Below are 22,414 nucleotides of genomic sequence, written 5' to 3' on the forward strand. Positions count from 1 at the left end.
CGCCCGTCCCGCCCCGCTGCGAAGCCGCATGGCCAGTGGAAAGTGGACGGCAAGACGCCGCTGAACTCCAACGAAACCTGGAAGCAGGAAGACGACGGCCTGAACGTCCGCGAGCGTATCGAGACCATCTACGCCATGGAAGGCTTCGACGCCATCCCCGGCCAGGACCTGCACGGCCGTTTCCGCTGGTGGGGCCTGTACACCCAGCGCAAGCAGGGGATCGACGGCGGCAAGACCGCCACCTTGGAGCCGCACGAGCTCGAAGACAAATACTTCATGCTGCGCGTGCGCATCGATGGCGGCGCCCTCACCACCGAGCAGCTGCGCGTCATCGGCCAGATATCCGTGGACTTCGCCCGGGACTCCGCCGACCTCACCGACCGCCAGAACATCCAGCTGCACTGGATCCGGGTCGAAGACATCCCGGAGATCTGGAACCGACTGGAGTCCGTGGGCCTGTCCACCACAGAAGCCTGCGGCGACGTGCCCCGCGTCATCCTGGGTTCGCCCGTGGCCGGGATCGCCAAGGACGAGATCATCGACCCCACCCCGCTCATCGCCGAGCTGGGGGAGCGGTTCATCGGCAACCCGCTGCTGTCCAACCTGCCCCGCAAGTACAAGACCGCTATCACCGGCCACCCCAGCCAGGATGTGGTCCATGAGATCAACGACTGCGCGTTCGTGGGCATCGAACACCCGGAACTCGGCGCCGGCTACGACCTCTGGGTTGGCGGCGCGCTGTCCACCAACCCCATGCTGGGCAAGCGCCTCGGTGCGTTCGTGAAGCCGGACCAGGCCGCAGACGTGTGGCTGGGCGTCACCAGCATCTTCCGCGACTACGGCTACCGCCGCATGCGCACCAAGGCCCGCCTGAAGTTCCTGCTGGCCGACTGGGGCCCGGAGAAGTTCCGCCAGATCCTCGAGGACGAATACCTGGGCTACAAGCTGGCCGACGGTCCCGCTGCGCCCAAGCCCGCCACCCCGGGCGACCACGTGGGCGTGCACGAGCAGAAGGACGGCAAGTTCTTCATCGGTGCCACCCCGATCGCCGGCCGCCTTTCCGGGCCCGGCCTGGTCAAGCTCGCGGACACCTTGGAGTCCCGCGGCTCCTACCGGCTGCGCACCACCCCGCACCAGAAAATCGTGGTCCTCGATGTCGAAAAGGACCAGGTGGAGCCGCTCATCGCCGAACTGGACGGTCTGGGCCTGTCCGCCCGCCCGTCCGTCTTCCGGCGCGGCACCATTGCCTGCACCGGCATCGAGTACTGCAAGCTGGCCATCGTGGAGACCAAGTACACGGCCGCTACCGCCGTCGCCGAACTCGAGCGCCGCCTGGCAGACCTCGCCGGCTCGGGCCAGCTGCCGCAGGCACTGTCGCTGCACATCAACGGCTGCCCCAACTCCTGCGCCCGCATCCAGACGGCGGACATCGGCCTGAAGGGCATGATGCTGCCAACGCCCGACGGCGACCCCTCCCCGGGTTTCCAGGTCCACCTGGGCGGCGGGCTGGCCAACAACGACCGCGAGGAAGCCGGGTTGGGACGCACCGTCCGCGGCCTGAAGGTCTACGTCAACGACCTGCCCGACTATGTGGAGCGCGTGGTCCGCCGGTTCGTGGCCGACCGCGCCGAAGGCCAGACCTTCGCCGAATGGGCCCACGCAGCAGACGAGGAGGCACTGCAGTAATGGCAAAGCATCTCGCACCCGCACCCGCCAAGCGCCCTGTCGAAGAGCTCAAGGCCATTGCAGAAGCCGGCGCAGCTGAGCTCGGCTGGGACGCCCCCGCCCGCGACGTGATCGCCTGGGTGGAGCGCAACTTCGACCTGCCCGCCGTCGCCGTCGCCTGCTCCATGGCCGACGCCGTCCTGCCGGCCCTGGTCGCTGACCAGATGCCCGGCGTCGACGTCCTGTTCCTGGAGACCGGCTACCACTTCCCGGAAACCTACGCCACGCGCGACGAGGTGGCCGCGAACCTCCGCGTCAACGTGGTGGACGTGCTGCCGGAGAATACCGTGGAACAGCAGGACCGGCTTCTGGGCAAGGACCTCTTTGCCCGCGACGCTGCCCAGTGCTGCGCCCTGCGCAAAGTGGCGCCGCTGCAGCGCACGCTCGCCGGCTACGAACTGTGGTTCACCGGCGTCCGCCGCGACGAAGCCCCCACCCGCACCAACACGCCGCTGGTCACCTGGGACGAAAAGAACGGCCTGGTCAAGGTCAACCCCATGGCAGCGTGGACGTTCGACCAGTTGGTCCAGTACTCGGACGACAACCTTTTGCCCGTCAACCCGCTGCTTTCCCAGGGTTACCCCTCCATTGGCTGCCAGCCCTGCACCCGCAAGGTGGCGCCCGGCGAAGATCCCCGAGCCGGCCGCTGGGCAGGATCCGACAAGACAGAATGCGGACTACACGTATGAGCACTTCACTTACCGAGGAGACCCAGGTGACCGAGGCCGGCGTCTCAACCCGACTGTCCAGCCTGGACACCCTTGAGTCCGAGGCCATCCACATCATCCGCGAGGTTGTCGCCGAGTTCGAGAAGCCTGCGCTGCTGTTCTCCGGCGGCAAGGACTCCGTGGTGATGCTGCACCTGGCCACCAAGGCCTTCTGGCCGGGTAAGGTCCCCTTTCCCGTGCTGCACGTGGACACCGGCCACAACTTCCCCGAGGTCATCGACTTCCGTGACCGGACCGTGGAGCGGTTGGGCCTGAAGCTGGTGGTGGGCTCCGTGCAGGAGTTCATCGACCGCGGCGAACTCGCCGAGCGCGCCGACGGCACCCGCAACCCACTGCAGACCGTCCCGCTGCTGGACGCCATCCAGCAGAACAAGTTCGACGCCGTGTTCGGCGGCGGCCGCCGCGATGAAGACAAGGCCCGCGCCAAGGAGCGCATCCTGAGCCTCCGCGACGAGTTCGGCCAGTGGGACCCGCGCAACCAGCGCCCCGAGCTGTGGAACCTGTACAACGGCCGCCACACCGTGGGCCAGCATGTCCGTGCGTTCCCCATCAGCAACTGGACCGAGCTGGACATCTGGCGGTACATCGAGCGCGAGAACATCGAGCTGCCCGGCCTGTACTACGCCCACGAGCGCGAAGTCTTCGCCCGTGACGGCATGTGGCGCGCAGTGGGCGAAGTGTCCCAGCCCCGCCCCGATGAGGAAGTCATCACCAAGACCGTCCGCTACCGCACCGTGGGGGACATGTCCTGCACCGGTGCCGTGGAGTCCAACGCCTTCACCGTGGCAGACGTCGTGGTCGAAGTTGCCGCCTCCACCCTGACCGAACGTGGCGCCACCCGCGCAGATGACCGCATCTCCGAGGCCGCCATGGAAGACCGCAAGAAGGACGGGTACTTCTAATGACCACCGAAGCAGTTCTCCCGGCGGACCTGGAAACAGCCCTGCCCACCACCCTCTTCCGCTTTGCCACGGCAGGATCGGTCGACGACGGCAAGTCCACCTTGGTGGGCCGCCTCCTCCACGATTCGAAGGCCATCCTGGCTGACCAGCTCGACGCCGTGGCCCGCACCTCCGCGGACCGCGGGTTCGGCGGGGACAAGGGCGGCATCGACCTGGCCTTGCTGACCGACGGCCTCCGCGCCGAGCGCGAACAGGGCATCACCATCGACGTGGCCTACCGCTACTTCGCCACCGACCAGCGCAGCTTCATCCTGGCCGACTGCCCCGGGCACGTGCAGTACACCAAGAACACGGTGACGGGCGCGTCCACTGCGGATGCCGTCGTCGTCCTCATTGACGCCCGCAAGGGTGTGCTGGAGCAGACCCGCCGCCACCTGTCCGTGCTGCAGCTGCTGCGCGTTGCGCACGTGATTGTGGCCGTGAACAAGATCGACCTGGTGGACTTCAGCGAGTCCGTGTTCCGCGACATCGAAGCCGACGTGCAGCAGGTGGGCCGCGAACTGGGCCTGGGCTCGGACGGAATCAGCGACCTGCTGGTCATCCCGGTGTCCGCGCTCGACGGCGACAATGTGGTGGACCGCTCGGAGCGCACCCCCTGGTACACCGGCCCCGCGCTGCTGGAGGTCCTCGAGACCCTCCCCGCCGCCGACGAGCTCGAGAGCCACCTGGAGAGCTTCCGCTTCCCCGTGCAGCTGGTCATCCGGCCGCAGGGCGCCCTGGCTCCCGACGCCGTCGCCGCCGGCCTGGACGTGGAAGCGTACCGCGACTACCGCGCGTACGCCGGCCAGATCACCGAAGGTTCGGTGAAGGTGGGGGACCAGGTGTCCGTGCTGACGCCGGGCCAGTCGCCGCGGACCACCGCCGTGGTGGGTATCGACTTCGCCGGCTCCTCCCTGCAGGAAGCCGCCGCCCCGCAGTCCGTGGCCATCCGCCTGGCGGACGAGTTCGACGTCGCCCGCGGTGACACGATCGCCGCCGCCGGAACGGTCCGCGAAGCCTCCGCCGACCTCTACGCCGCCCTGTGCTGGCTGTCCCCGAAGCCGCTCCGCGAGGGCCAGAAGGTCCTGGTCAAGCACGGCACCCGCACCGTCCAGGCGATGGTCCGCAGCGTCTCCGGCAAGCTGGACCTGGCTACCTTCAAGCTTGAGGGTGCCTCCAGCCTGGAGCTCAACGACATCGGGCACGCGCAGCTCCGCCTGGCCGCCCCGCTGCCGCTGGAGAACTACCTGCACCACCGCCGCACGGGCGCGTTCCTGGTGATCGACCCGCTCGATGGCAACACCCTCGCCGCGGGGCTGGTCAAGGACCACCCGGGCGACCACGAGGACGAGCGTTACAGCATCTAGTTCCGCCCAGATCGCTGAAACCCTGCGGGGCTGCCGTAATTTTACGGCGGCCCCGCAGTCTTTCCGGCGATTTCGAGGGCCTGCGGTAATCCGCACAATAACCCGCAGAGGTTCCTCCCGAACCTTTCGTGGCCGCGGGTGGCATGGGAAGCTCAGGGATCGCTTCGCCGGTGCCGCGATTCCAGGTTCCGGCCTGTTCGTTGAGGGGGACACGATGCCTGCCATCCAGCGGTGGAACACCAAAGCCGCCATCCGCTTCGCACGCGACGCCCGCGAGTGGGGAATTCGCCCGCGCCGAGCGCTGATCATCGCTTTGCTGCCGTTGGGCATCGCCCTCGCAACCGCGGCCACCGTCCTGCACCCGCCACTGTTCATCTGGCTCCTTGATGAGGACTCCCTGGTCGAGTGGCTCCAGTTCTTCTCACTGGTGGCTGCAGGCATCTTCCTGCCCCTCCTGGCCTTCCGCCTCTCCAGAACCGGGCACAAGATCATGGCATTGCTTTACGGCGTGGTCGCCGCCGGCGTCTGGTTCCTGGCCGGGGAGGAGATCTCCTGGGGACAACGCATCTTCGGCTGGCAGACACCGGAAGAAATGGAAGCGATCAACCGCCAAGGCGAGACCACCGTGCACAACATCGGCGGGGTGCAGGAACTGGTACCCGCAGCCATGCTGCTGGCAAGCCTTTACGGCGCGTGTGCTCCCTTGGTGTGGAACGCCGTCCGCGGCCGCTGGAAGCACCTGGAATCTGCACACCTGCTGGTTCCGCCGCTGTGCGTGGTGCCGGCCTTCGGGCTGGCGGCGGCCTACCGCCTCTTCCGCCTGCTGGTGTGGCCCTCACCCGACTACGGCATCTCCGAGTATGGCGAAGTGATGGAACTTTCCCTGTACCTGGGGCTCGCGCTGTTCTGCTGGTTCAACCTGCGGCGCCTGGTGGTTGCCCGGGCCGCCGCCCGCGCGCCGCGGCACCGCCTCACCGCCCCCGCGTAAGTTCCTACTGGGGTTCGCCCGCGGGTGGCCGGCGCCGGCTGTCACCTTCAAGGATTGCCTTGAGTTTCTGCAGGTCCTTCCGGGTCTCCCGGCGGATCATTGGGTCCATAATCAGGCCGGCCAGGCGGGAGAAACCCGAGGGGCTCCCGCTGTTGCCGAGCGTCATGCGCGTCCCGCCGTCGTCGTCCGTCCATGTGTAGGTGGTCTGCATGGGGAAGGGGCCCTGGGCGGTGCGCATCACCAATCTCTGGCCGGGGACGTACTCCACGAACTCGTAGGTGTAGTTGAGCTCCCGGCCCAGGAACTTAGCAGTGAACGCCACCTTCGAGCCGGGGCCGAGGGGACCGCTGTCCAGCCGCTGCGATTTGTGGATGTTGACGTACCACCGGGGCGCATTTTCCGGGTTCGCCGCAAAGCCCGCGACTTCCTCACGCGGCCTGTCGATGTGGATATCCGTCTGGACACTGACCATTGCTGCATCTCCTTTCGAAGCGCGGGTTTAGCCTAGGACTTACCCTAGTCCTGGTCACCGCGGCGGGAGGCGGACATGGAAACCATCAGCCCGAAGCTTCTCAACTGGGCGTCCATCCTGGATGACAAGACCCGCGCGCAGGCCGTGATGACGGCGGCCCTGCCGTTCATCTACCCCCACCTGGCGCTGATGCCCGACGCGCACCTGGGCAAGGGAGCCACCGTGGGCTCTGTCATCCCCACCCTGCGCGCAATCATCCCGGCGGCCGTGGGCGTGGACATCGGCTGCGGCATGATCGCGGTGCGCACCCAGTACTCCGTGAAGGACCTGCCGAAGGACAGAAAGCGTCTGCGCGAGGACATCGAGCGGGCCATCCCGCTCTCCGCCGGGCACAACAACAGGCATGTGCTGCCCACGGCTGAGCCCCGGGTTGCGGAGCTGACGCGGCGGGCCGCGAACGCCGGCTTCAATCCGGCCCAGTATCTTCCCAGGTGGGAGCTGCAGTTGGGGTCCCTGGGCTCAGGGAACCACTTCATCGAAATCTCCGCGGATGAGGACGACGGCGTGTGGCTCTTCCTGCATTCGGGCTCGCGCGGGATCGGCAACAGGATCGCCCAGCACCACATCGGAGTGGCCCGGCAGGTGAGCCGGAAGAACCAGATATACCTGCCCGACCCGGACCTCGCGTACCTGGACGAGGGCACGCCCCAGTTCGAGCGGTACATCGCAGAGCTTCGGTGGGCCCAGCACTTCGCCCTGCTGAACCGGGAGGAAATGATGGACCGGGTGGCTGCCCAGTTCAGCCGCTGGGTGGGCGGCCCGGTCCGGGAACGCGAACGGATCAACTGCCACCACAACTTCACGCAGCAGGAAACGCACTACGGCAAGCCCGTCTGGGTGTCCCGCAAGGGTGCCATCAAAGCCGCGCACGGCGATCCCGGACTCATCCCCGGATCCATGGGAACGGCGTCGTATGTCGTCGAAGGCCGTGGCAACCCGGCCTCATTGAACTCCTCCCCGCACGGGGCCGGACGCGAATACTCCCGGAACGCAGCCCGGAAGGCCTTCACCCTGGAGGAACTGAAGCGTGCCATGAAGGGCATCGAGTTCCGGGCGTCGGAGGCCTTCATCGACGAGATCCCGGCCGCGTACAAGCCGATCGACCAGGTCATGCAGGACGCCGCGGACCTGGTGACGGTGCGGCACAAGCTGCGGCAGTTGGTCAACGTCAAAGGCAACTGATTTTGCGAAACCGGGCAGCAGTGCGGCGGAATATGACGCTGGATGAACGTGCGTGACCCTCCGTTTCCGCTTCGTTGAACGGGTCTGGGCCACTCCCTATGGTGAAACAATGACTAGTTCCAAGCCCGGGATGACCCGCATCGTGGCAGGCGAAAGCGCGGTTCCAACGCGCCGGCGCGCCGTCGAGGCTGCCTTGGCCATAGGGCTGGTCCTGTTGATCGCTGTCGGAGCCATTGTTGCGTCCAACATCTCCCGCAACACCGAGGCGCAGGCCGCCGAGCCCACCCCGGCCGCAGAGCTGAAACTGGGGTACTTCGGCAACGTCACGCACGCACCCGCCCTGGTCGGGGTCAAAAAAGGGTTCCTGGCCGAGGCCTTGGGCGGCACCAGGCTCAGCACCGAGACCTTCAACGCCGGACCGGCAGCCATCGAGGCCCTGAACGCCGGGGCCATCGACGCGGCCTACATCGGCCCGAACCCGGCCATCAACTCCTTCGCCAAGAGCCAGGGCCAGTCCGTGCGGGTAATCGCCGGAGCCGCGGCAGGCGGCGCCCAGCTGGTGGTCAAGCCCGGCATCAACTCCGCCGCGGACCTGCGGGGCAAGACCCTGGCCACGCCGCAGCTGGGCGGGACCCAGGACGTGGCCCTGCGGGCGTGGCTCACCAAGCAGGGCTACAAAACCAACGTGGACGGCAGCGGCGACGTCGCCATCAACCCCACGGACAACGCCCAGACCCTCAAGCTGTTCCAGGACGGAAAGCTCGACGGCGCGTGGCTGCCTGAGCCCTGGGCGTCACGCCTGGTGCTCCAGGCCGGAGCCAAGGTCCTCGTGGACGAAAAGGACCTGTGGGACGGCTCAGCCACCGGCAAACCGGGGGAGTTCCCCACCACCATCCTGATCGTGAACCAGAAGTTCGCCGCCGACCACCCGGACACCGTCAAGGCGCTGCTGGCCGGGCATGCCAAGTCGGTCGCATGGCTCAACTCGGCACCGGCCGACGAGAAGGCGGCACTGGTCAATGAGGCCTTGCAGGAATCCGCCGGGGCCGCGCTGCCGGCTGATGTGCTGAACCGTTCCCTCGCCAACATCACCTTCACCCTCGACCCGCTGGCCGGCAGCTACCCCAAACTGCTGCAGGACGGGGTGGACGCCGGAACCACCAAGAAGGCCGACATCAACGGCCTGTTCGACCTCACCGCGCTCAACCAGGTCACCGGCGCCGGCAAAATCTCCGCAGCCGGCCTCGGCCAGGACTGACCCCCACCACTACCTAAGGACGCCACCATGCCAGTCGTACTGGAACACCTGGGCAAGCGCTTCGGCGACGGCGCCCCGGTACTGGACGACGTCAACGCCAACATCAAGCAGGGCGAGTTCGTCGCCCTCCTTGGTGCCTCCGGCTGCGGCAAATCCACCCTCCTGAACATCATCGCGGGACTGGAAGCACCGACGTCGGGCGCCCTGGAAGTGCCCAGCGACGGCGCCGCCTTCATGTTCCAGGACGCCGCACTGTTCCCGTGGCTCACAGCCCGGGAGAACATCGAGCTGGCCCTGAAACTGCGTGGCGTGGGCAAGGCCGAACGCCGCACCAAGGCCCAGGAACTCCTCGAACTGGTGCACCTGGGATCCGCAGGGGACAAGCGACCGCACGAACTGTCCGGCGGCATGCGGCAGCGCGTGTCCCTGGCCCGCTCCCTGGCCCAGGACCGGCAGCTGCTGCTCATGGATGAGCCGTTCGCCGCGCTGGATGCCATCACCCGCGACCTGCTGCACGATGAGCTGGAACGCATCTGGAAAGAAACCGGGCGGACCATCGTCTTCGTCACCCACAACGTCCGGGAGGCCGTCCGGCTGGGCCAGCGCGTCCTGCTGCTCTCCTCCCGCCCCGGCCGCGTGGTCCAGGAATGGGACGTCACCGAGGAACACCGAACCGACGCCGGGCTCGCCGGCCAGCTGACCGGGGTCATCACCGCCCGGCTGCGTGAGGAGATTCGCCGCCATGCCAAGTAATCCGACACCGCTCGCCGAGGTGGCCGAAACCCGCGAGCACGTGCATGCCGCCCTGACGCGGACGTCCACCGGCCACGAGGACCTGCGGGAGCTCGAATCCGGCCTGGACTCGCTGCAGTCCGACGCCGACCGCAAGCACCGCGTCGACTGGAGCCGCATCCTCCTGCCGGTGGCCGCGCTGGTGGTCCTGGTGCTCATCTGGCAGTTTTACGTCTCGCTCGGCGTGAAGCGGCGCGACCTGGTCCCGGGGCCGCTGGATGTGGTGGCGCAAATGGGTGTCCTGTGGGGCGACGGCAAGTTCCAGGAGGCGATCTGGACCTCGCTGCAGCGCGGTGTGGTGGGCTTCCTGATTTCGGTGGCCATTGCCACTCCCGTCGGTTTGCTGCTGGCCCAGGTTGCCCCGCTTCGACGCGCTTTCGGCCCGCTGATCTCCGGCCTGCAGGTGCTGCCGTCCGTGGCGTGGGTTCCCGCGGCCATTATCTGGTTCGGACTCACCGACGCCACCGTGTATTTCGTGGTGTTCATGGGCGCCATCCCGTCCATCATCAACGGCCTCATCTCCGGCGTGGACCAGATCCCGCCGCAGTACCGGCGCGTGGGGACCGTGCTGGGTGCGTCCCGGCTGCAGATGGCGCTGCAGGTCATCCTTCCCGCTGCCCTGCCCGGCTACCTCAGCGGCCTCAAGCAGGGGTGGGCCTTCTCCTGGCGCTCCCTCATGGCGGCGGAGATCATCGCTGTGGGCGGCACCATCGGCTTCGGCCTGGGATCCCTGCTGGACCAGGGCCGCGATCTGTCCGACATGACCATCGTGATGGCTGCCATCCTGCTGATCCTCGGCGTCGGTATCCTCATCGAGCTGCTGGTCTTCGGGCCCATCGAGAAGCGCCTCCTGCGGCGCCGGGGCCTCCTGGCCGGCAGCACCCGCTGACCCAGCCCCTCCCCAACGCACCTTTAGGGCCCGACGGCGACCTCCCGCCGTCGGGCTCTGCTGTTCCCTGACGCATCTGCGTCACTTTTGGCCCCGCCACAAGAAGTCCACCCTGCAACTGCGCGGCCGCCAGTCTCTGCCGGCGCCAAAAGATACGCATTCTGGTGCCATCGTTGCGAAGTGTGAGTGACTGCTCAGTTGCCCCACGACGGCGGCGCCCCACATCGCTCCATGGCAGACTGGCGCCATGACCGTCAGCTTCGAGTGCCGCACCGAGTCGCCGCTGCCCGCGGAGCAGCTCTTCGACCGGGCCCGCAGCATCGACCTGCATCTGGACTCCCAGCAGAAAGCACGGGAGCGGGCGATCGGCGGCGTCACCGGGGGCCTGATCGGAAAAGGCCAGGAGGTGACCTGGCGGGCAAAACACTTCGGCATTCCACTCACCATGACCAGCCGGATCACCCACGTGGACTTCCCCCGCAGCTTCACCGACGAACAGGTCAAGGGGCCGTTCACGTCATTCCGGCACGTCCACGAGTTCGTACCCACAGCCGGGGGCAGCATCATGACGGACCGGGTGGAGTTCACCGCCCCGCTGGGAGTCCTGGGCCGCGCCGTCGAGCGCCTCTTCCTCGCCCGGTACCTGGAGCGGCTGATCCGGGACCGCGGCACCTTCCTCGCCGGCAGCGCGGCAGATTCTTTGTGACGCAGCGTTACCTTACGTGAACTGGTGTTGCTGACCCTTTGTGGGCCAATGTGACGCCGCCCTACCGTTGATTCATGGCAATTCAGGACATATACCCCACGGCGCTGCGGCTGCTCGGCCGCCCCGTGCTGGTGGTGGGCGGCGGCCCCGTTGCGGTCCGCCGCGCCAAGGGACTGCTCGACGCCGGTGCCCTGGTCACCGTCGTGGCCCCCGTTGCCTCGCCCGCGCTGCAGGAGATGGCCGACGCCGGCCTGCTCACCTGGGAAGCGCGGCCTTACCTTTCCAGCGACATCGACGGCGTCTGGTTCGTCCAGACCGCAACGGGCGCCCCGGAGGTGGACGCCCAGGTATCTGCCGACGCCGAGGCGCAGCGGGTGTGGTGCGTCAACTCCTCCAACCATGAAGCGTCCGCCGCCTGGACCCCCGCGGTCGCTGAGGTGGACGACGTCAAGATTGCCATCAACGCCGGGGGAGACCCGCGCCGTGCCATGGCCGTCCGCGACGCCGTCGCCACCGCCCTGGAGACCGGCGATCTTCCGCTGCGCCGCCGCCGTGCACACCAGGGAAGCGTGGCCCTCGTTGGTGGCGGCCCCGGCGATACCGGCCTCATCACCGTCCGCGGCCGTCGGCTCCTGGGCCAGGCCGACGTCGTGGTCGCCGACCGCCTCGGCCCCCGCGAACTGCTGAATGAACTCGCCCCGGACGTCCGCGTCATCGAAGTGGGCAAGACCCCAGGCCACCACCCGGTGCCGCAGGCGGAAATCAACCGCATCCTGGTGGAGGAAGCGCTCAAGGGAAACCGGGTGGTCCGGCTCAAGGGCGGCGACCCGTACGTGTTGGGACGCGGCGGCGAGGAAGCCGAATACTGCCGCCAGCACGGAGTCGAGGTTGAGGTGGTCTCCGGCGTTACGTCCGCCATCTCGGTACCCGCAGCCGCAGGCATTCCCGTCACCCACCGCGGCCTGGCCAAGGGCTTCAGCGTGGTCACCGGCCACGAAGAACTCTCCGAGGTTCCTGCCCGCGCAGACCACACCATTATCCTGCTCATGGGCGTGGGCCAGCTCCGAGAATCCGCGTCCGCGCTGGGCGAAGCCGGACTGCCTGCAGACACCCCTGTTGGTATCGTGGAAAACGGCTATTTGCCGGACCAGCGCGTCACCATCGGCACGCTCGGTTCCATCGCCGACCAGGCCCAGGCGGCCGGCGTCGCAAATCCTGCCGTGATTGTCATCGGTGACGTGGTGCGCGTGAGCCCGTTTGCGCCGTCGCACTTCAAAACCGCTGACTACAGCACCACCACCCCGAACAGCCCCCGCAAGACCGTCCTCACCACCTGAAACCCATCGATTGCTCCGTACTTGTCGTTATGAACGTTGAAAACGACAAGTACTCAGCAATCGATGCAGAAGAAAAGGAACACAGCCGTGTCATCCAGCACTACCGTAGGATCTGCTGCGCGTCCCCTGCGCGTCGCCGTCGTGGGCTCCGGCCCGGCGGGCGTCTACGCCGCTGACATCCTCACCAAGAGCGAAGCCGTCAAGAGCGGCGAGCTGACTGTCAGCATCGACCTCTTTGACCGCTACCCGGCACCCTACGGCCTGATCCGCTACGGCGTGGCCCCGGACCACCCCCGCATCAAGGGCATCGTCAACGCCCTGCACAAGGTGCTGGACCGCGGCGACATCCGCTTCTTCGGCAACGTGGACTACGGCACGGACCTCACCATCGAGGACCTCCGCACCCACTACGACGCCGTCATCTTCGCCACCGGCGCCATCAAGGACGCGGACCTGAACATCCCCGGCGTCGAGCTGGAGGGCTCCTTCGGCGGCGCGGACTTCGTCTCCTGGTACGACGGCCACCCTGACGTGCCGCGCGAATGGCCGCTGGAGGCCAAGGAAATCGCCGTCATCGGCAATGGCAACGTGGCCCTGGACGTGGCCCGCGTCCTCTCCAAGCACGCCGATGACCTGCTGGTCACCGAAATCCCGGACAACGTCTACGCCGGCCTGAAGGCCTCGCCCGTCACCGACGTGCACGTCTTCGGCCGCCGCGGCCCCGCCCAGGTCAAGTTCACCCCGCTGGAGCTGCGCGAGCTGTCCCACTCCAAGGACGTGGACATCATCCTGTACCCGGAGGACTTCGAGTTCGACGAGGAATCTGACCGCCAGATCCAGACGAACAACCAGACCAAGACCATGGTGGGCACGCTCACCAACTGGATCGCCGAGCAGCCCGAGGACGTCTCCGAGCTCAAGGCCTCCCGCCGCCTGCACCTGCACTTCCTGCACAGCCCGGTGGAGATCTACGACGACGCCGAGACCCCCGGCAAGGTGGCGGGCATCAAGTTCGAGCGCACCGAGCTGGACGGCACCGGCAACGCCCGGGGCACCGGCGAGTACGTGGACTACCCGGTGCAGGCCGTGTACCGCGCCATCGGCTACTTCGGGTCCGCCCTGCCTGACGTGGAGTTCGACCACAAGAAGGGTGTGGTCACGAACGACGGCGGCCGCGTCCTGGATGCGTCCGGCCAACATGTGCCGGGCCTCTACGCCACGGGCTGGATCAAGCGCGGACCGGTGGGCCTGATCGGCCACACCAAGGGCGACGCCCTGGAGACCGTCACCTACCTCCTCGAAGACCGCGAAAACCTGCCGGTGGCTTCGGTGCCGCAGGAGGACGCCGTCACCGAACTCCTCGACGCCCGCGGCGTGAAGTTCACCAGCTGGGAAGGCTGGCTGGCGCTGGACGCCCACGAGCTGGCCCTCGGCGCAGCGGCCACCGAAGCCGGCGGCTCGCACGGCGTGGAGGTCAAGCGTGAGCGCATCAAGGTGGTGCCGCGCGAGGACATGGTGGACATCTCCCGCGACGGCGTCTCCGCCCAGGTCTAGGAGAACGCCCGGCTTCGGGAGCTGAAAGCGGGAACCGCGGGACGCAATTGTCCCGCGGTTCCGGCGTTTAACAACCCTTTAACCCTGATGCGCTATTTCCCGGCGCCCCCGATGGCCATGAGCTCAAGGCGGCGCAGGGTTTCCCGGTTCCGGGCGGAAATCAAGGGATCGCGCAGGAACTTGGGCATCAGCTTGCCGGGCCCGCGGATGGCGTCCTCCGCGATGGTCACCAGGCACTGGTTGCCGCGGTCCTCCAGTGTCATCTCCACCTTGGCCTCGCCCATGGGCCAGCCGCGCGCCACCAGCTCCAGCGAGCGGCCGGGCTCGACGGCGGTCACGCGGCTGCTGTCGTCGATCACCAGGGGCCAGGCTCCCACCGAGTGGTGGAGTTGGGAACCCACCCTTGGCCATTCGGCGTCCACGTCCCTGATCCTGGACGCGCCCACCACCCAGCCGGAGTACAGCCAGCCGTCGGCGATGACCCGCCACACGTCGGCCGAGGGGGTTTTGAACAGCTGCGAGACGGTGGACATGGAGTTCCTTCCGGTTGCGGTGGTGCTTTTCCCGAGCGGCGCGGGGGACTCAAGCGGACGTCCGACGGCGGGAGGTGCGGGCCGCCGTGCGGCCCGGTAGGACGGCTTCCGCAGCCGCCGGGTCCAGCTGTAGGCCTGCGCCCCGGGCGGCTGGTGCTCCAGGGGATCGAAACGCAGCGGGATGTCGGTGGGACGGGCACCGGCGTGCAGCCGCACTTCGCCGCATTCCCGCCAGCGTCCGCCCGGTGTGGCCCAGTGCAGTCCCAGCACCCATGCCCCGGACGCCAGCGAACCGGGCGGGAGGCTCCGCGTCCGCAGTCCCAGCAGCACCGGGCCCCGGCTTCCGCGGTAGGGCATCAGCGTGGTCATGGCGGCACCTGCAACATCCAGCCGCGGCACCAGCAGGAACCGGCCCGGCAACCCCCAGCCGGTGGAGGCAAACAGCACGTCCGCGGGTCCGCCGGCGCCGGGCGGGGAAACCCGCAGGGCCAGGCCAAGGATGTCCGGCAGCGCCTGCGGCAGCCCCAGGGACCGGGAGAAGCGGGCCACCACCTGGTCCGTCCCGGGCGCGTCCAGCCAGTCAATGCCGCTGGGGCCGGACGGGTTGCCGGTCCTGGTCAACGTTCCGTGCAGGCCCAGCCCCTGCGGATGGATGGGCCGGTCCGGCCGGGCGAGTTTCAGGAGCCGGAAGAGGCCGGCGAAGGCCTGGCCGGCACTGGAGGCGACGGCGGAACTAGCGCGCAGCTGCTGGGTCATACTTTCTCCCTACCCACAAACTCCTGAACTACATGCGGCCAAAGCGGGCCCGGATCAGCGCGAAGATCCCGTAGGCGATGAACCCTGCACCGATGGCTACGAGCAGGGTGGGCCCGAACGGGTGGCCCTGCAGGGCCTTGAGGCTGCCGTCCAGCCCGGTGGATTCGTCCGGCCGGTGCCTGGCGGCGGCGATGATGAACAGCAGCCCGGTGAGGTCCAGCGCAACACCTTTGGCCACATGGCCGGTGACGCCCAGGCTGTCGATGAGCCTGCCCCGGCGGGTACCCTCGAAGTGGAACAGCTCTTCCTTGAATCCGCGCCGGAGTCCTTTGATCACGAAGTAGATGCCGATGCCGAGGATGGTCAGGCCGAGCGCGACGAGGACCCACGGTCCCACGGGGTTGGCCATCAGGCTGGCGCTGAAGTCCCGGGTATTGTCGCCCGAGTCGCTGCGCTGCCCCAACGCGAAGCCCGCGAAAGTCAGCCCCACGCTGCCGTACGCGATGGCCAGGAATCCCGAGGACACCAGCTTGGCCAGCCGTTCCTTGCGGGGAAGGCTCCTGGCCCGCAGCGTCGCTTCGCTGGCCTGCCACAGTGCAAGGCCCAGACATGCGGCCACGCATCCCCACATGACCAAGGGACCCCACGGGTTGTCCGCCAGCCGGGCGATGGCGCCGGTGGCCTCGGCATCGCCGGGGTGGCCGAACGCGATGGCGATGGCGATGGCCCCCACGATGATGTGGAGCAGTGCCATGACGGCGAATCCGGAACGGGCCAGGACGTCCAGCGCTTTGGCATTGGACGCCTCCTCGACAGCGTCCGCTGCCTGGCTGAGGGTGGATTCGCCGTCGGACATCTCTTAGCCGTTCATGGGGCCTTCGGCCCGCAGCTTCTCTGCGCCGGGTCCCTCCACGTGCACGGTGCAGCGGACCACCAGCTGGCCGGGGGCGTTGTCCAGTTCCACCAGGGAATCGTCCGCGCTGAGGACGGTGAACACCTCCGAGCCGGCTACAACGCCAACGCCCTTGGCCTTTGCCGTTTCCCGCGCGTTCCCCAGCGCCTCGCGCTGCAGTCCGTCCACATAGCCGCCGTCACTTCCACGGGCGGGGTCCCCGAAGGCCCAGCCGAACAATGTCCCTGTGTTTCCCATGGCGACGATATTACGCGGTTGCCCCTCTCCGGGACGGGGTTTCGTAATATTAGTAAGTGTGCTTACCATAGGCGGACCATACCTCGAAGGAATACGGCAGGTGAAGTCCGCGGCACAGCGGCAACCCGGAACCAGTCCACAACGTTAGGAATGCACATCATGGCAGGAAATCTCATTGCCCGTTCAGTTCACGACCTGACGGCAGCAGCATGGTTCGGTGGATCCCTGATGGGCGCCATCGGGCTCAACGGGGCAGCGGCCCAGGCCAAGGACCCCGCAGAGCGCACCCGGCTTTCCAGTGCCGGCTGGATGAAGTGGGCGCCGTTCCAGACCGCGGCCTTCGCCTCCCACCTGGTGGCGGACCTGGCCATTGCCTGGGAGAACAAGGGCCGTATTGCCAAGCAGGAGGGCGTGGCCCGCGACACCGTCATCAAGACGGCTGTGACCGTGGTGGGCGCTGCGGTGACCCTGTACTCGGGCATCCTGGGCAAGAAGGTGGAGAAGCTGGCCGGTGAGGGTGCCGAGGGTGCCACCGAGCCGCACGCTGCAGCCTCGGATGAGCTGAAGTCGGCCCAGCAGCAGCTCAAGGCACTGCAGTGGGCCATCCCCGGCTTCGCTGCCCTGGTGATCATCCTCGGCGCCAAGCACGGCGAGATGCAGCGCCCCAAGAACGTCCTTTCGGGCCTGCGCCGCGACTAGCGCGACCAGCCAGGCATAGAGCGGACGACGACGGCCCGGCACCACAGTGCCGGGCCGTCGGCATGCCCAAGGGCTGAACAGGGCGGGGCCAACAGGGCGGCGTTACTCCGCCAGCCACTCCGCACACGAGTTCAGGTTCCGGTTCACGCTGGCAACGGCAGCGTCTTCGTCCCGCTGGGCGATGGCGTCGAGCAGTGTTTCGTGGCCGTCGCGGGGGAGTCCGTTGAACCCCGGCCGGCGCTGCTGCGTGAGCAGGTCCTGGTGGAACACGGTGCCGAAGCTCGCATAAAGCTCGTGGAGCAGGGGATTGCCCGAGGCCCTGGCGACGCCCTCATGGAAGCTCCAGTCCGCGTCCGCCCAGGCTTCGTAGTCGCCGTTGTTCCAGGCCTGGTCCCGGGTGGCGAGGAGGGCACCAAGGGCGGCGACGTCGTCGTCCGTTGCGTTGCGCGCGGCCAGCCGGGCCGCCTGGGTGTCCAGGCCCAGCCGGACCTCCAGGATGTGCTGCTCGGTGTGGTCCTGGTACATGCGGCGCGCGGCCCCCGACATTTCGCTCGTGGCCCGCACATAGGTGCCGTCCCCACGGCGAACCTCCAGCATTCCGCCGTGGGCAAGGGCCTTCACTGCTTCGCGGAGGGTGCCGCGGGAAACCCCCAGCCTGGCCATGAGCTCAGGTTCGGACGGTATGCGCTGGTTCAGCGGCCACTCGCCGGAGTGGACCATGCCCCGCAGCTTGGCGGTGACCACGGCGGCGAGCGGCGGGCGGACGGAAGGGCTCAGGGACATGGGGTTACTTCCTCTCCGCGGGCTTGCCGGACATCGCAGGGCCGGTGATCAGGTGGGACACCACGATCTGGACCAGGGCCAGTGCCAGCAGCAGCACCAGCGGCAGGGACCAGCCTCCGGTGGCGCTGTGCAGCAGGCCCATGCCGAACGGGCCCGCGGTGGCCAGCAGGTAGCCGGAGGACTGGGCCAGGGTGGACAGCGCGGTGGTCTCGGCGGTGCTGGTGCCGCTGCGGCTGATCATCACCATCACCAGCGGGAAGATGCCCAGGCCGAAGCCCAGCAGGACGGCGGGGACGGCCGCCAGGGCGACGGGGAGGACCAGCAGCGCCGCAATTCCCACGGCCATGGTGATACTCACCAGGTAGAACGCCGGACGCAGCATCCGGGGCCGGGCGCCGATGGCAATCAGCACCATGCCCGCGGGGACGGAGACCAGCTGCATGAGGCCGAACATCAGTCCGCTGTCCGAGGCGCTCATGCCCATGGTGGTGAGCATGTAGGGGAACCAGCTCAACAGGGCGTAAGCCAGCAGGGCCTGCAGGGTGAAGATCGCGGTGAGGAGTTGCCCCTTGCGGGTCCGCAGCAGCGGCCAGGGCGACACATGCCCGGCCGTGGTCCGCACCGTATGGCGGTGGGCGTGCAGGGCCACCGGCAGGAAGCCCAGGAAGGCGGCCACGGCTGCGATGCCCACGGCGCCGACGGCGGCGGACGGGGAACCGAGCGCGTGTGCCAGCGGGACCGCCGCGACCGAGGTCAGGGTGCCGCCGGTGGTCATGGTCACGGTGTAGACGGCGGTCATGAGCGACGTCCGGGACGCGAAGTGCTCCCGGATGAAGGACGGCATGGCCACGTTGCAGATGGCCAGTCCGGACATACCCACCACGCTCCCGGCCACCAGCATGCCCGTGGCGGGGACGCCGCGCAGCAGCAGCCCGCCGGCCAGCAGCGCCAGGGACAGGAGGATGGCCTTCTCCACGCCCAGCCTGCCGGTGAGCCAGGACGTGGCGGCGCCGGAAAGGGCGAAGCAGAGGGTAGGGATGGAGGGGATGATTGCCGCCACCAGCACCCCGTAGCCCAGCACCGCCTGCAGATCGTGCAGCAGCGCGGACGCCCCGGTGATGCCCGCGCGCAGGTTCAGCCCGATCAGCACCAGCGCAATGACGCCGAAGACGACGGCGGAGCGCGGCTTTGCCGGGGCGGTGCCGCCGGCAGGGGTGCCGGTCACCGCAGCGGGTGCCTGGGTGGCTGTGGGAACGGAAGCGGGGGGAGTGGCGGGCATACGAACCAGCCTAAAGGTTAGACGTTTGATGTTTGTGCTTTTGTGGCCAACCTCTCCACGTGTTCGGTGCCTGCAATAGACTGCCAACGGACTGTCGGAGGACCTGGCGCGGACCAGGCGGTGCGGAAGGACGGCTGTGGAGGCTTCCAGGGGAATCGAGATTGAGAAGAAGTACGACGTCGATGCCGGCGCCGTGGTGCCGCCCCTGGAACAGGCCGCAGGGGTGGCCCGCACAGGCAATTCCCACACCGACCTGCTGGAGGCGGTGTACTTCGACACCCCCACCCATGCCCTGGCCGCCCGCCGCATCACCCTCCGCCGCCGCACCGGCGGGAAGGACGCGGGGTGGCACCTGAAGCTGCCGCCCCAGGCGGCGGCCGGCGGCGAAGGCCCGCAGGAGCGGACGGAACTGCATGCACCCCTGGGCCGTCCCGACGTCGTACCGGACGCCCTGCTTACCCACCTTTACGCCTACCTCAGGGGTGCTGTCCCCGTGCCGGTGGTGCGCCTGGACACCCGCCGCACCACCTACCCCCTGTACGGGGCCGACGGCGCCCACCTCGCCGACCTGGCGGACGACCAGGTCACCGCCGAACGCCTGGCGGACGGGGACAACGCCACGAGGCAGGAGTGGCGCGAATGGGAGCTGGAGCTGGTCCACGGCCAGCCGGACCTTTTTGGCCCGGTGGAGGAACTGCTCGCAGCCGCCGGCGCCCGGCCCGCCGGCCATGCCTCGAAGCTGGTCCGTGCCTTGGGCTCTGACACCAAAGCGGGCAAGCGTGCCGCCGCGGGCGAGGCGCCCGCCGGTGCTGCCGGACCCGAAGGCACCCCTGCCCTGCTGGCCGGGAAGCGTGCGCCGGCTGCCGCCGTCGTCACGGTTTATGTGGCCGCGCAGATCGACCAGATCCTCGCCAGCGACGCTGCCGTCCGGAATGAGGAACCCGAGGCCATTCACACCATGCGGTCCGCCACGCGCCGGATCCGCTCAGTCCTGGCCGCGTACGCCAAGCTCTACCGGGCGTCACCGGTGCGCAAACTGCGGAGCGAGCTGAAGTGGCTGGGCCAGCTGCTCGGCCAGCCGCGCGACGCCGAGGTCCTGCGGGCCCGGCTCCGTGACCAGTTGGGCGCGCTGCAGCCCGGGGATGGCACAGCCGGGGCCACGGCAAGGGTGGAGCAGCGCACGGGCGGGGATTATGACGCCGCGTACCGGCTCCTGCTGGAAGCCCTGGGGTCGGGCCGCTACTTCAGGCTCCTGGACAAGCTTGAGGATTTCCGTGACAACCCGCCGGTGCGCGCCGACGCGGTAGCGCCGGGACGTCGGGCGGCCGCGAAAGCCGTGGACAAGGCCGCCAGGCGGCTGGAGCGCTCCCGCAAAGCGGCCAAGCGCGCGCGGCGCGGCAGGGACCAGGAACTTGCCCTCCACCGGGTCCGCAAAGACGCCAAGCGGCTGCGCCACGTGGCTGAATCAGCGGCCCTGGTGCACGGCAAGCGTGCGGGCAAGGTAGCCAAGGCCGCCCGCCGGCAGCAGAAGATCCTGGGCCAGTTCCAGGACGCCGTGGTGGCCCGCGACCTGCTGGCAGCCATCGCCGCGGAACACAGCGAGCCCGCCACGGCAGGCATCTACGCGGAGCTGCTCAACCAGCAGGAAGAGCGGATGCTGGAGGCCCGTGCCGGGTACCGGAAGGCCAGGAAGAAGTCGCGCGACCTGTTGGGCCGCGGCGTCCTCTGAGGCCTGCCGGGCAGTTTCCGGCCTACTTGCCCTGCCGGGCGGACAACCGGGCCACGGCCAGGGCCAGCCACAGCTGCACCCGGTCCGCAGTGACGGAGGGGTCATACCCGGTGAGCTCGGTGATCTGCGCCAGCCGGTACCGGACCGTGTTCCGGTGAAGCGTGAGCTCTTCCGCCACCGCAGCCACCGAGCCGTTGTTGTTCAGGTAGCTCTCCAGCGTGGACATCAGCTCCGAGCCGTGCGCGGCATCGAACGCCCGCAGCGGGTTCAAGGACTCGTGCGCCATGTCCGCCAGCGGGACATCCTCGCTGGCCAGCAGCAGCGATGTCAGGCTGAGCCGTTCCGGTTCGTTGACCGGCAGCCCATGGCTGGCGGCGTCCCGGGCTTCGAAATAGCTCCAGCGCAGGCCGTTGGGCTTGGTGTACGCCCCGCCGATGCCGATCGTGGCATGGATCCCGGCTTCGGCGAGGTGGTCGCTCAGCTTCCGTGCCAGCGCCGGCGCCGTCCCGCCGTCGTCATTGACCACCAGCACCAGGTCCTTGCCCACGACGGCAGCGACCGCCTTCTCCAGTTCCTGCGGCACCGAGGTGCTCCCCAACGCCTTCCCGTGGGCGGCCGACACGGCCAGCAGCACCACGTTCTTGCGGGTGCTGTTCACGCCCACGCCGGCCAGGCGGCGCTGGGCCTCGCTGGTCTCCAGCGCCCCGTGGATCACGTCCTCCAATACTTGGCCGCACAGGGCGCGCTGGGCCTGCCGCTGCTTGACCATGTTGTTCAGCTCCACGCTGATCAGGTTCTGCGCGTAACCGATGATGCCGGTGTCCTCGAACGGCTGGCGGACCCACAGCGTGCAGGCGTCCCGCCGGCCCGTGGGCACCGGGTAGCTGGACCACGTATCGGCCGACGGGTGGGTGCTGCCGCTGTTGTACAGCTGCGCCGTGAACTGGGTCAGCGCCACGTCGGTGCGCAGCATGCCGCCCAGGTTCTTCAGCAGCTCTGCCAGCCCGCCGCCGGTCAGCAGCGCCCGGGCCAGCACCTGGTGCCCGGCAATGAGCCGTTCCAGTTTGGCGTAGTGGTCAGCCGACTGGGCGTCCGCCACCAGCTTAGTGATGGCGATAAACGGGGTCTCGTAGGGCACTTCCACCACCGGCAGGCCCCACCGGTTGGCCTCCGCCAGGAGGGCCGGGGGCACCGCCTCATGGGACAACCCCACGCCGAATCCGATGCCCACCGCACCGGCACGCTGCACCTGCCGCACAAAGCGCCGCTGCTCCGGCGCGGACCGCAGCCGCAGGCCCGTGGTGAGCACCAGTTCCCCGCCGTTGAGGAACCGCTGCGGATCCTCCAGTTCCGTCACAGCCACCCAGTTGATGTCCTGGTTCCAGGTGGTCTCCGCCACGCCCGCCTTGGACAGCTTCAAGGAGGTCACGCCCACCAGGGCAGCAAGGGAAATGGCCATGAAGCAAGGATAAACGTGAGCTGGGCA

General features: G+C 68.3%; 21 protein-coding genes. 14 read left to right on the plus strand and 7 right to left on the minus strand.

All coding sequences use genetic code 11. The annotated features are described in order from the left end of the window. The 5 genes from BACI349Y_RS05395 to BACI349Y_RS05415 form a co-directional block, all read left to right on the plus strand. Positions 1–1,686 (plus strand): nitrite/sulfite reductase (locus BACI349Y_RS05395; RefSeq protein WP_328699842.1); only part of this gene is annotated, 1,686 nt, incomplete at its 5' end. Next, positions 1,686–2,414, plus strand: coding sequence for a phosphoadenylyl-sulfate reductase (locus BACI349Y_RS05400; protein WP_159631156.1), 729 nt, complete (start codon positions 1,686–1,688; stop codon positions 2,412–2,414). The genes BACI349Y_RS05395 and BACI349Y_RS05400, both read left to right, overlap by 1 nt. Further along, positions 2,411–3,355, plus strand: coding sequence for a sulfate adenylyltransferase subunit CysD (gene cysD / locus BACI349Y_RS05405; RefSeq protein WP_159631158.1), 945 nt, complete (start codon positions 2,411–2,413; stop codon positions 3,353–3,355). The genes BACI349Y_RS05400 and cysD overlap by 4 nt, the downstream gene beginning before the upstream one ends. Beyond that, positions 3,355–4,761, plus strand: coding sequence for a sulfate adenylyltransferase subunit 1 (locus tag BACI349Y_RS05410; protein WP_159631160.1), 1,407 nt, complete (start codon positions 3,355–3,357; stop codon positions 4,759–4,761). Before cysD ends, BACI349Y_RS05410 begins: the two co-directional genes overlap by 1 nt. Before the next feature lie 214 nt (positions 4,762–4,975). Further along, the gene (locus BACI349Y_RS05415; protein ID WP_159631162.1) at positions 4,976–5,749 is read left to right on the plus strand and encodes a hypothetical protein; all 774 of its coding nucleotides are present in this window, start codon (positions 4,976–4,978) and stop codon (positions 5,747–5,749) included. 4 nt (positions 5,750–5,753) lie between these two features. Here the strand turns inward: BACI349Y_RS05415 and BACI349Y_RS05420 are convergent, their stop codons facing one another. After that, a complete protein-coding gene (locus BACI349Y_RS05420) occupies positions 5,754–6,221 on the minus strand; it encodes an SRPBCC family protein (RefSeq protein WP_159631164.1) in 468 nt (155 codons plus the stop codon). A gap of 75 nt (positions 6,222–6,296) precedes the next feature. On the opposite strand from BACI349Y_RS05420, the gene BACI349Y_RS05425 reads away from it, so the two are divergent. From BACI349Y_RS05425 to BACI349Y_RS05455, 7 genes are all read left to right on the plus strand, one after another. Continuing rightward, positions 6,297–7,463 carry an RtcB family protein gene (locus BACI349Y_RS05425; RefSeq protein ID WP_159631166.1) on the plus strand — a complete coding sequence of 389 codons (1,167 nt, stop codon included), beginning with the start codon at positions 6,297–6,299 and terminating at the stop codon, positions 7,461–7,463. A gap of 130 nt (positions 7,464–7,593) precedes the next feature. Then, a complete protein-coding gene (locus tag BACI349Y_RS05430; protein WP_159635268.1) occupies positions 7,594–8,721 on the plus strand; it encodes an ABC transporter substrate-binding protein in 1,128 nt (375 codons plus the stop codon). Positions 8,722–8,748: 27 nt separating this feature from the next. Beyond that, a complete protein-coding gene (locus tag BACI349Y_RS05435; RefSeq protein WP_159631168.1) occupies positions 8,749–9,474 on the plus strand; it encodes an ABC transporter ATP-binding protein in 726 nt (241 codons plus the stop codon). Continuing rightward, the gene (locus BACI349Y_RS05440; protein ID WP_159631170.1) at positions 9,464–10,402 is read left to right on the plus strand and encodes an ABC transporter permease; all 939 of its coding nucleotides are present in this window, start codon (positions 9,464–9,466) and stop codon (positions 10,400–10,402) included. Before BACI349Y_RS05435 ends, BACI349Y_RS05440 begins: the two co-directional genes overlap by 11 nt. Before the next feature lie 247 nt (positions 10,403–10,649). Continuing rightward, positions 10,650–11,108 carry an SRPBCC family protein gene (locus BACI349Y_RS05445; protein ID WP_159631172.1) on the plus strand — a complete coding sequence of 153 codons (459 nt, stop codon included), beginning with the start codon at positions 10,650–10,652 and terminating at the stop codon, positions 11,106–11,108. Between the two features lie 74 nt (positions 11,109–11,182). Beyond that, positions 11,183–12,445, plus strand: coding sequence for a uroporphyrinogen-III C-methyltransferase (cobA, locus tag BACI349Y_RS05450; protein ID WP_159631174.1), 1,263 nt, complete (start codon positions 11,183–11,185; stop codon positions 12,443–12,445). A gap of 87 nt (positions 12,446–12,532) precedes the next feature. After that, the gene (locus tag BACI349Y_RS05455; RefSeq protein WP_159631176.1) at positions 12,533–13,999 is read left to right on the plus strand and encodes an FAD-dependent oxidoreductase; all 1,467 of its coding nucleotides are present in this window, start codon (positions 12,533–12,535) and stop codon (positions 13,997–13,999) included. A gap of 92 nt (positions 14,000–14,091) precedes the next feature. Here BACI349Y_RS05455 and BACI349Y_RS20220 read toward each other — a convergent pair whose 3' ends face one another. From BACI349Y_RS20220 to BACI349Y_RS05470, 3 genes are read right to left on the minus strand one after another with little or no spacing between them, the layout of a single operon-like run. Then, entirely contained in the window at positions 14,092–15,288 is a 1,197-nt protein-coding gene (locus BACI349Y_RS20220; RefSeq protein ID WP_236560742.1) for an SRPBCC family protein, read from the minus strand. A 28-nt stretch (positions 15,289–15,316) separates the two neighbouring features. Next, the gene (locus BACI349Y_RS05465) at positions 15,317–16,144 is read right to left on the minus strand and encodes a DUF1206 domain-containing protein (protein WP_159631178.1); all 828 of its coding nucleotides are present in this window, start codon (positions 16,142–16,144) and stop codon (positions 15,317–15,319) included. 3 nt (positions 16,145–16,147) lie between these two features. Further along, positions 16,148–16,438 carry a hypothetical protein gene (locus tag BACI349Y_RS05470; protein WP_159631180.1) on the minus strand — a complete coding sequence of 97 codons (291 nt, stop codon included), beginning with the start codon at positions 16,436–16,438 and terminating at the stop codon, positions 16,148–16,150. Positions 16,439–16,597: 159 nt separating this feature from the next. Between BACI349Y_RS05470 and BACI349Y_RS05475 the strand changes: the two genes are divergently transcribed. After that, positions 16,598–17,137, plus strand: coding sequence for a hypothetical protein (locus BACI349Y_RS05475; RefSeq protein WP_159631182.1), 540 nt, complete (start codon positions 16,598–16,600; stop codon positions 17,135–17,137). Between the two features lie 102 nt (positions 17,138–17,239). Here the strand turns inward: BACI349Y_RS05475 and BACI349Y_RS05480 are convergent, their stop codons facing one another. Beyond that, positions 17,240–17,920 (minus strand): FadR/GntR family transcriptional regulator, encoded by a 681-nt coding sequence (locus tag BACI349Y_RS05480; protein ID WP_159631184.1) that lies wholly within the window; start codon positions 17,918–17,920, stop codon positions 17,240–17,242. Between the two features lie 4 nt (positions 17,921–17,924). Further along, entirely contained in the window at positions 17,925–19,199 is a 1,275-nt protein-coding gene (locus BACI349Y_RS05485) for an MFS transporter (RefSeq protein ID WP_159631186.1), read from the minus strand. Positions 19,200–19,335: 136 nt separating this feature from the next. Between BACI349Y_RS05485 and BACI349Y_RS05490 the strand changes: the two genes are divergently transcribed. After that, positions 19,336–20,928 (plus strand): CYTH and CHAD domain-containing protein, encoded by a 1,593-nt coding sequence (locus BACI349Y_RS05490; protein ID WP_159631188.1) that lies wholly within the window; start codon positions 19,336–19,338, stop codon positions 20,926–20,928. A 22-nt stretch (positions 20,929–20,950) separates the two neighbouring features. Here the strand turns inward: BACI349Y_RS05490 and BACI349Y_RS05495 are convergent, their stop codons facing one another. Then, on the minus strand, positions 20,951–22,387 hold the full coding sequence (locus BACI349Y_RS05495; protein WP_159631190.1) for a PucR family transcriptional regulator: 1,437 nt from the start codon (positions 22,385–22,387) through the stop codon (positions 20,951–20,953). Positions 22,388–22,414 lie beyond the last annotated feature (27 nt).

Origin of the sequence: Arthrobacter sp. 8AJ (genome assembly GCF_902506025.1) — a bacterium.
Taxonomy (GTDB): Bacteria; Actinomycetota; Actinomycetes; order Actinomycetales; family Micrococcaceae; genus Arthrobacter.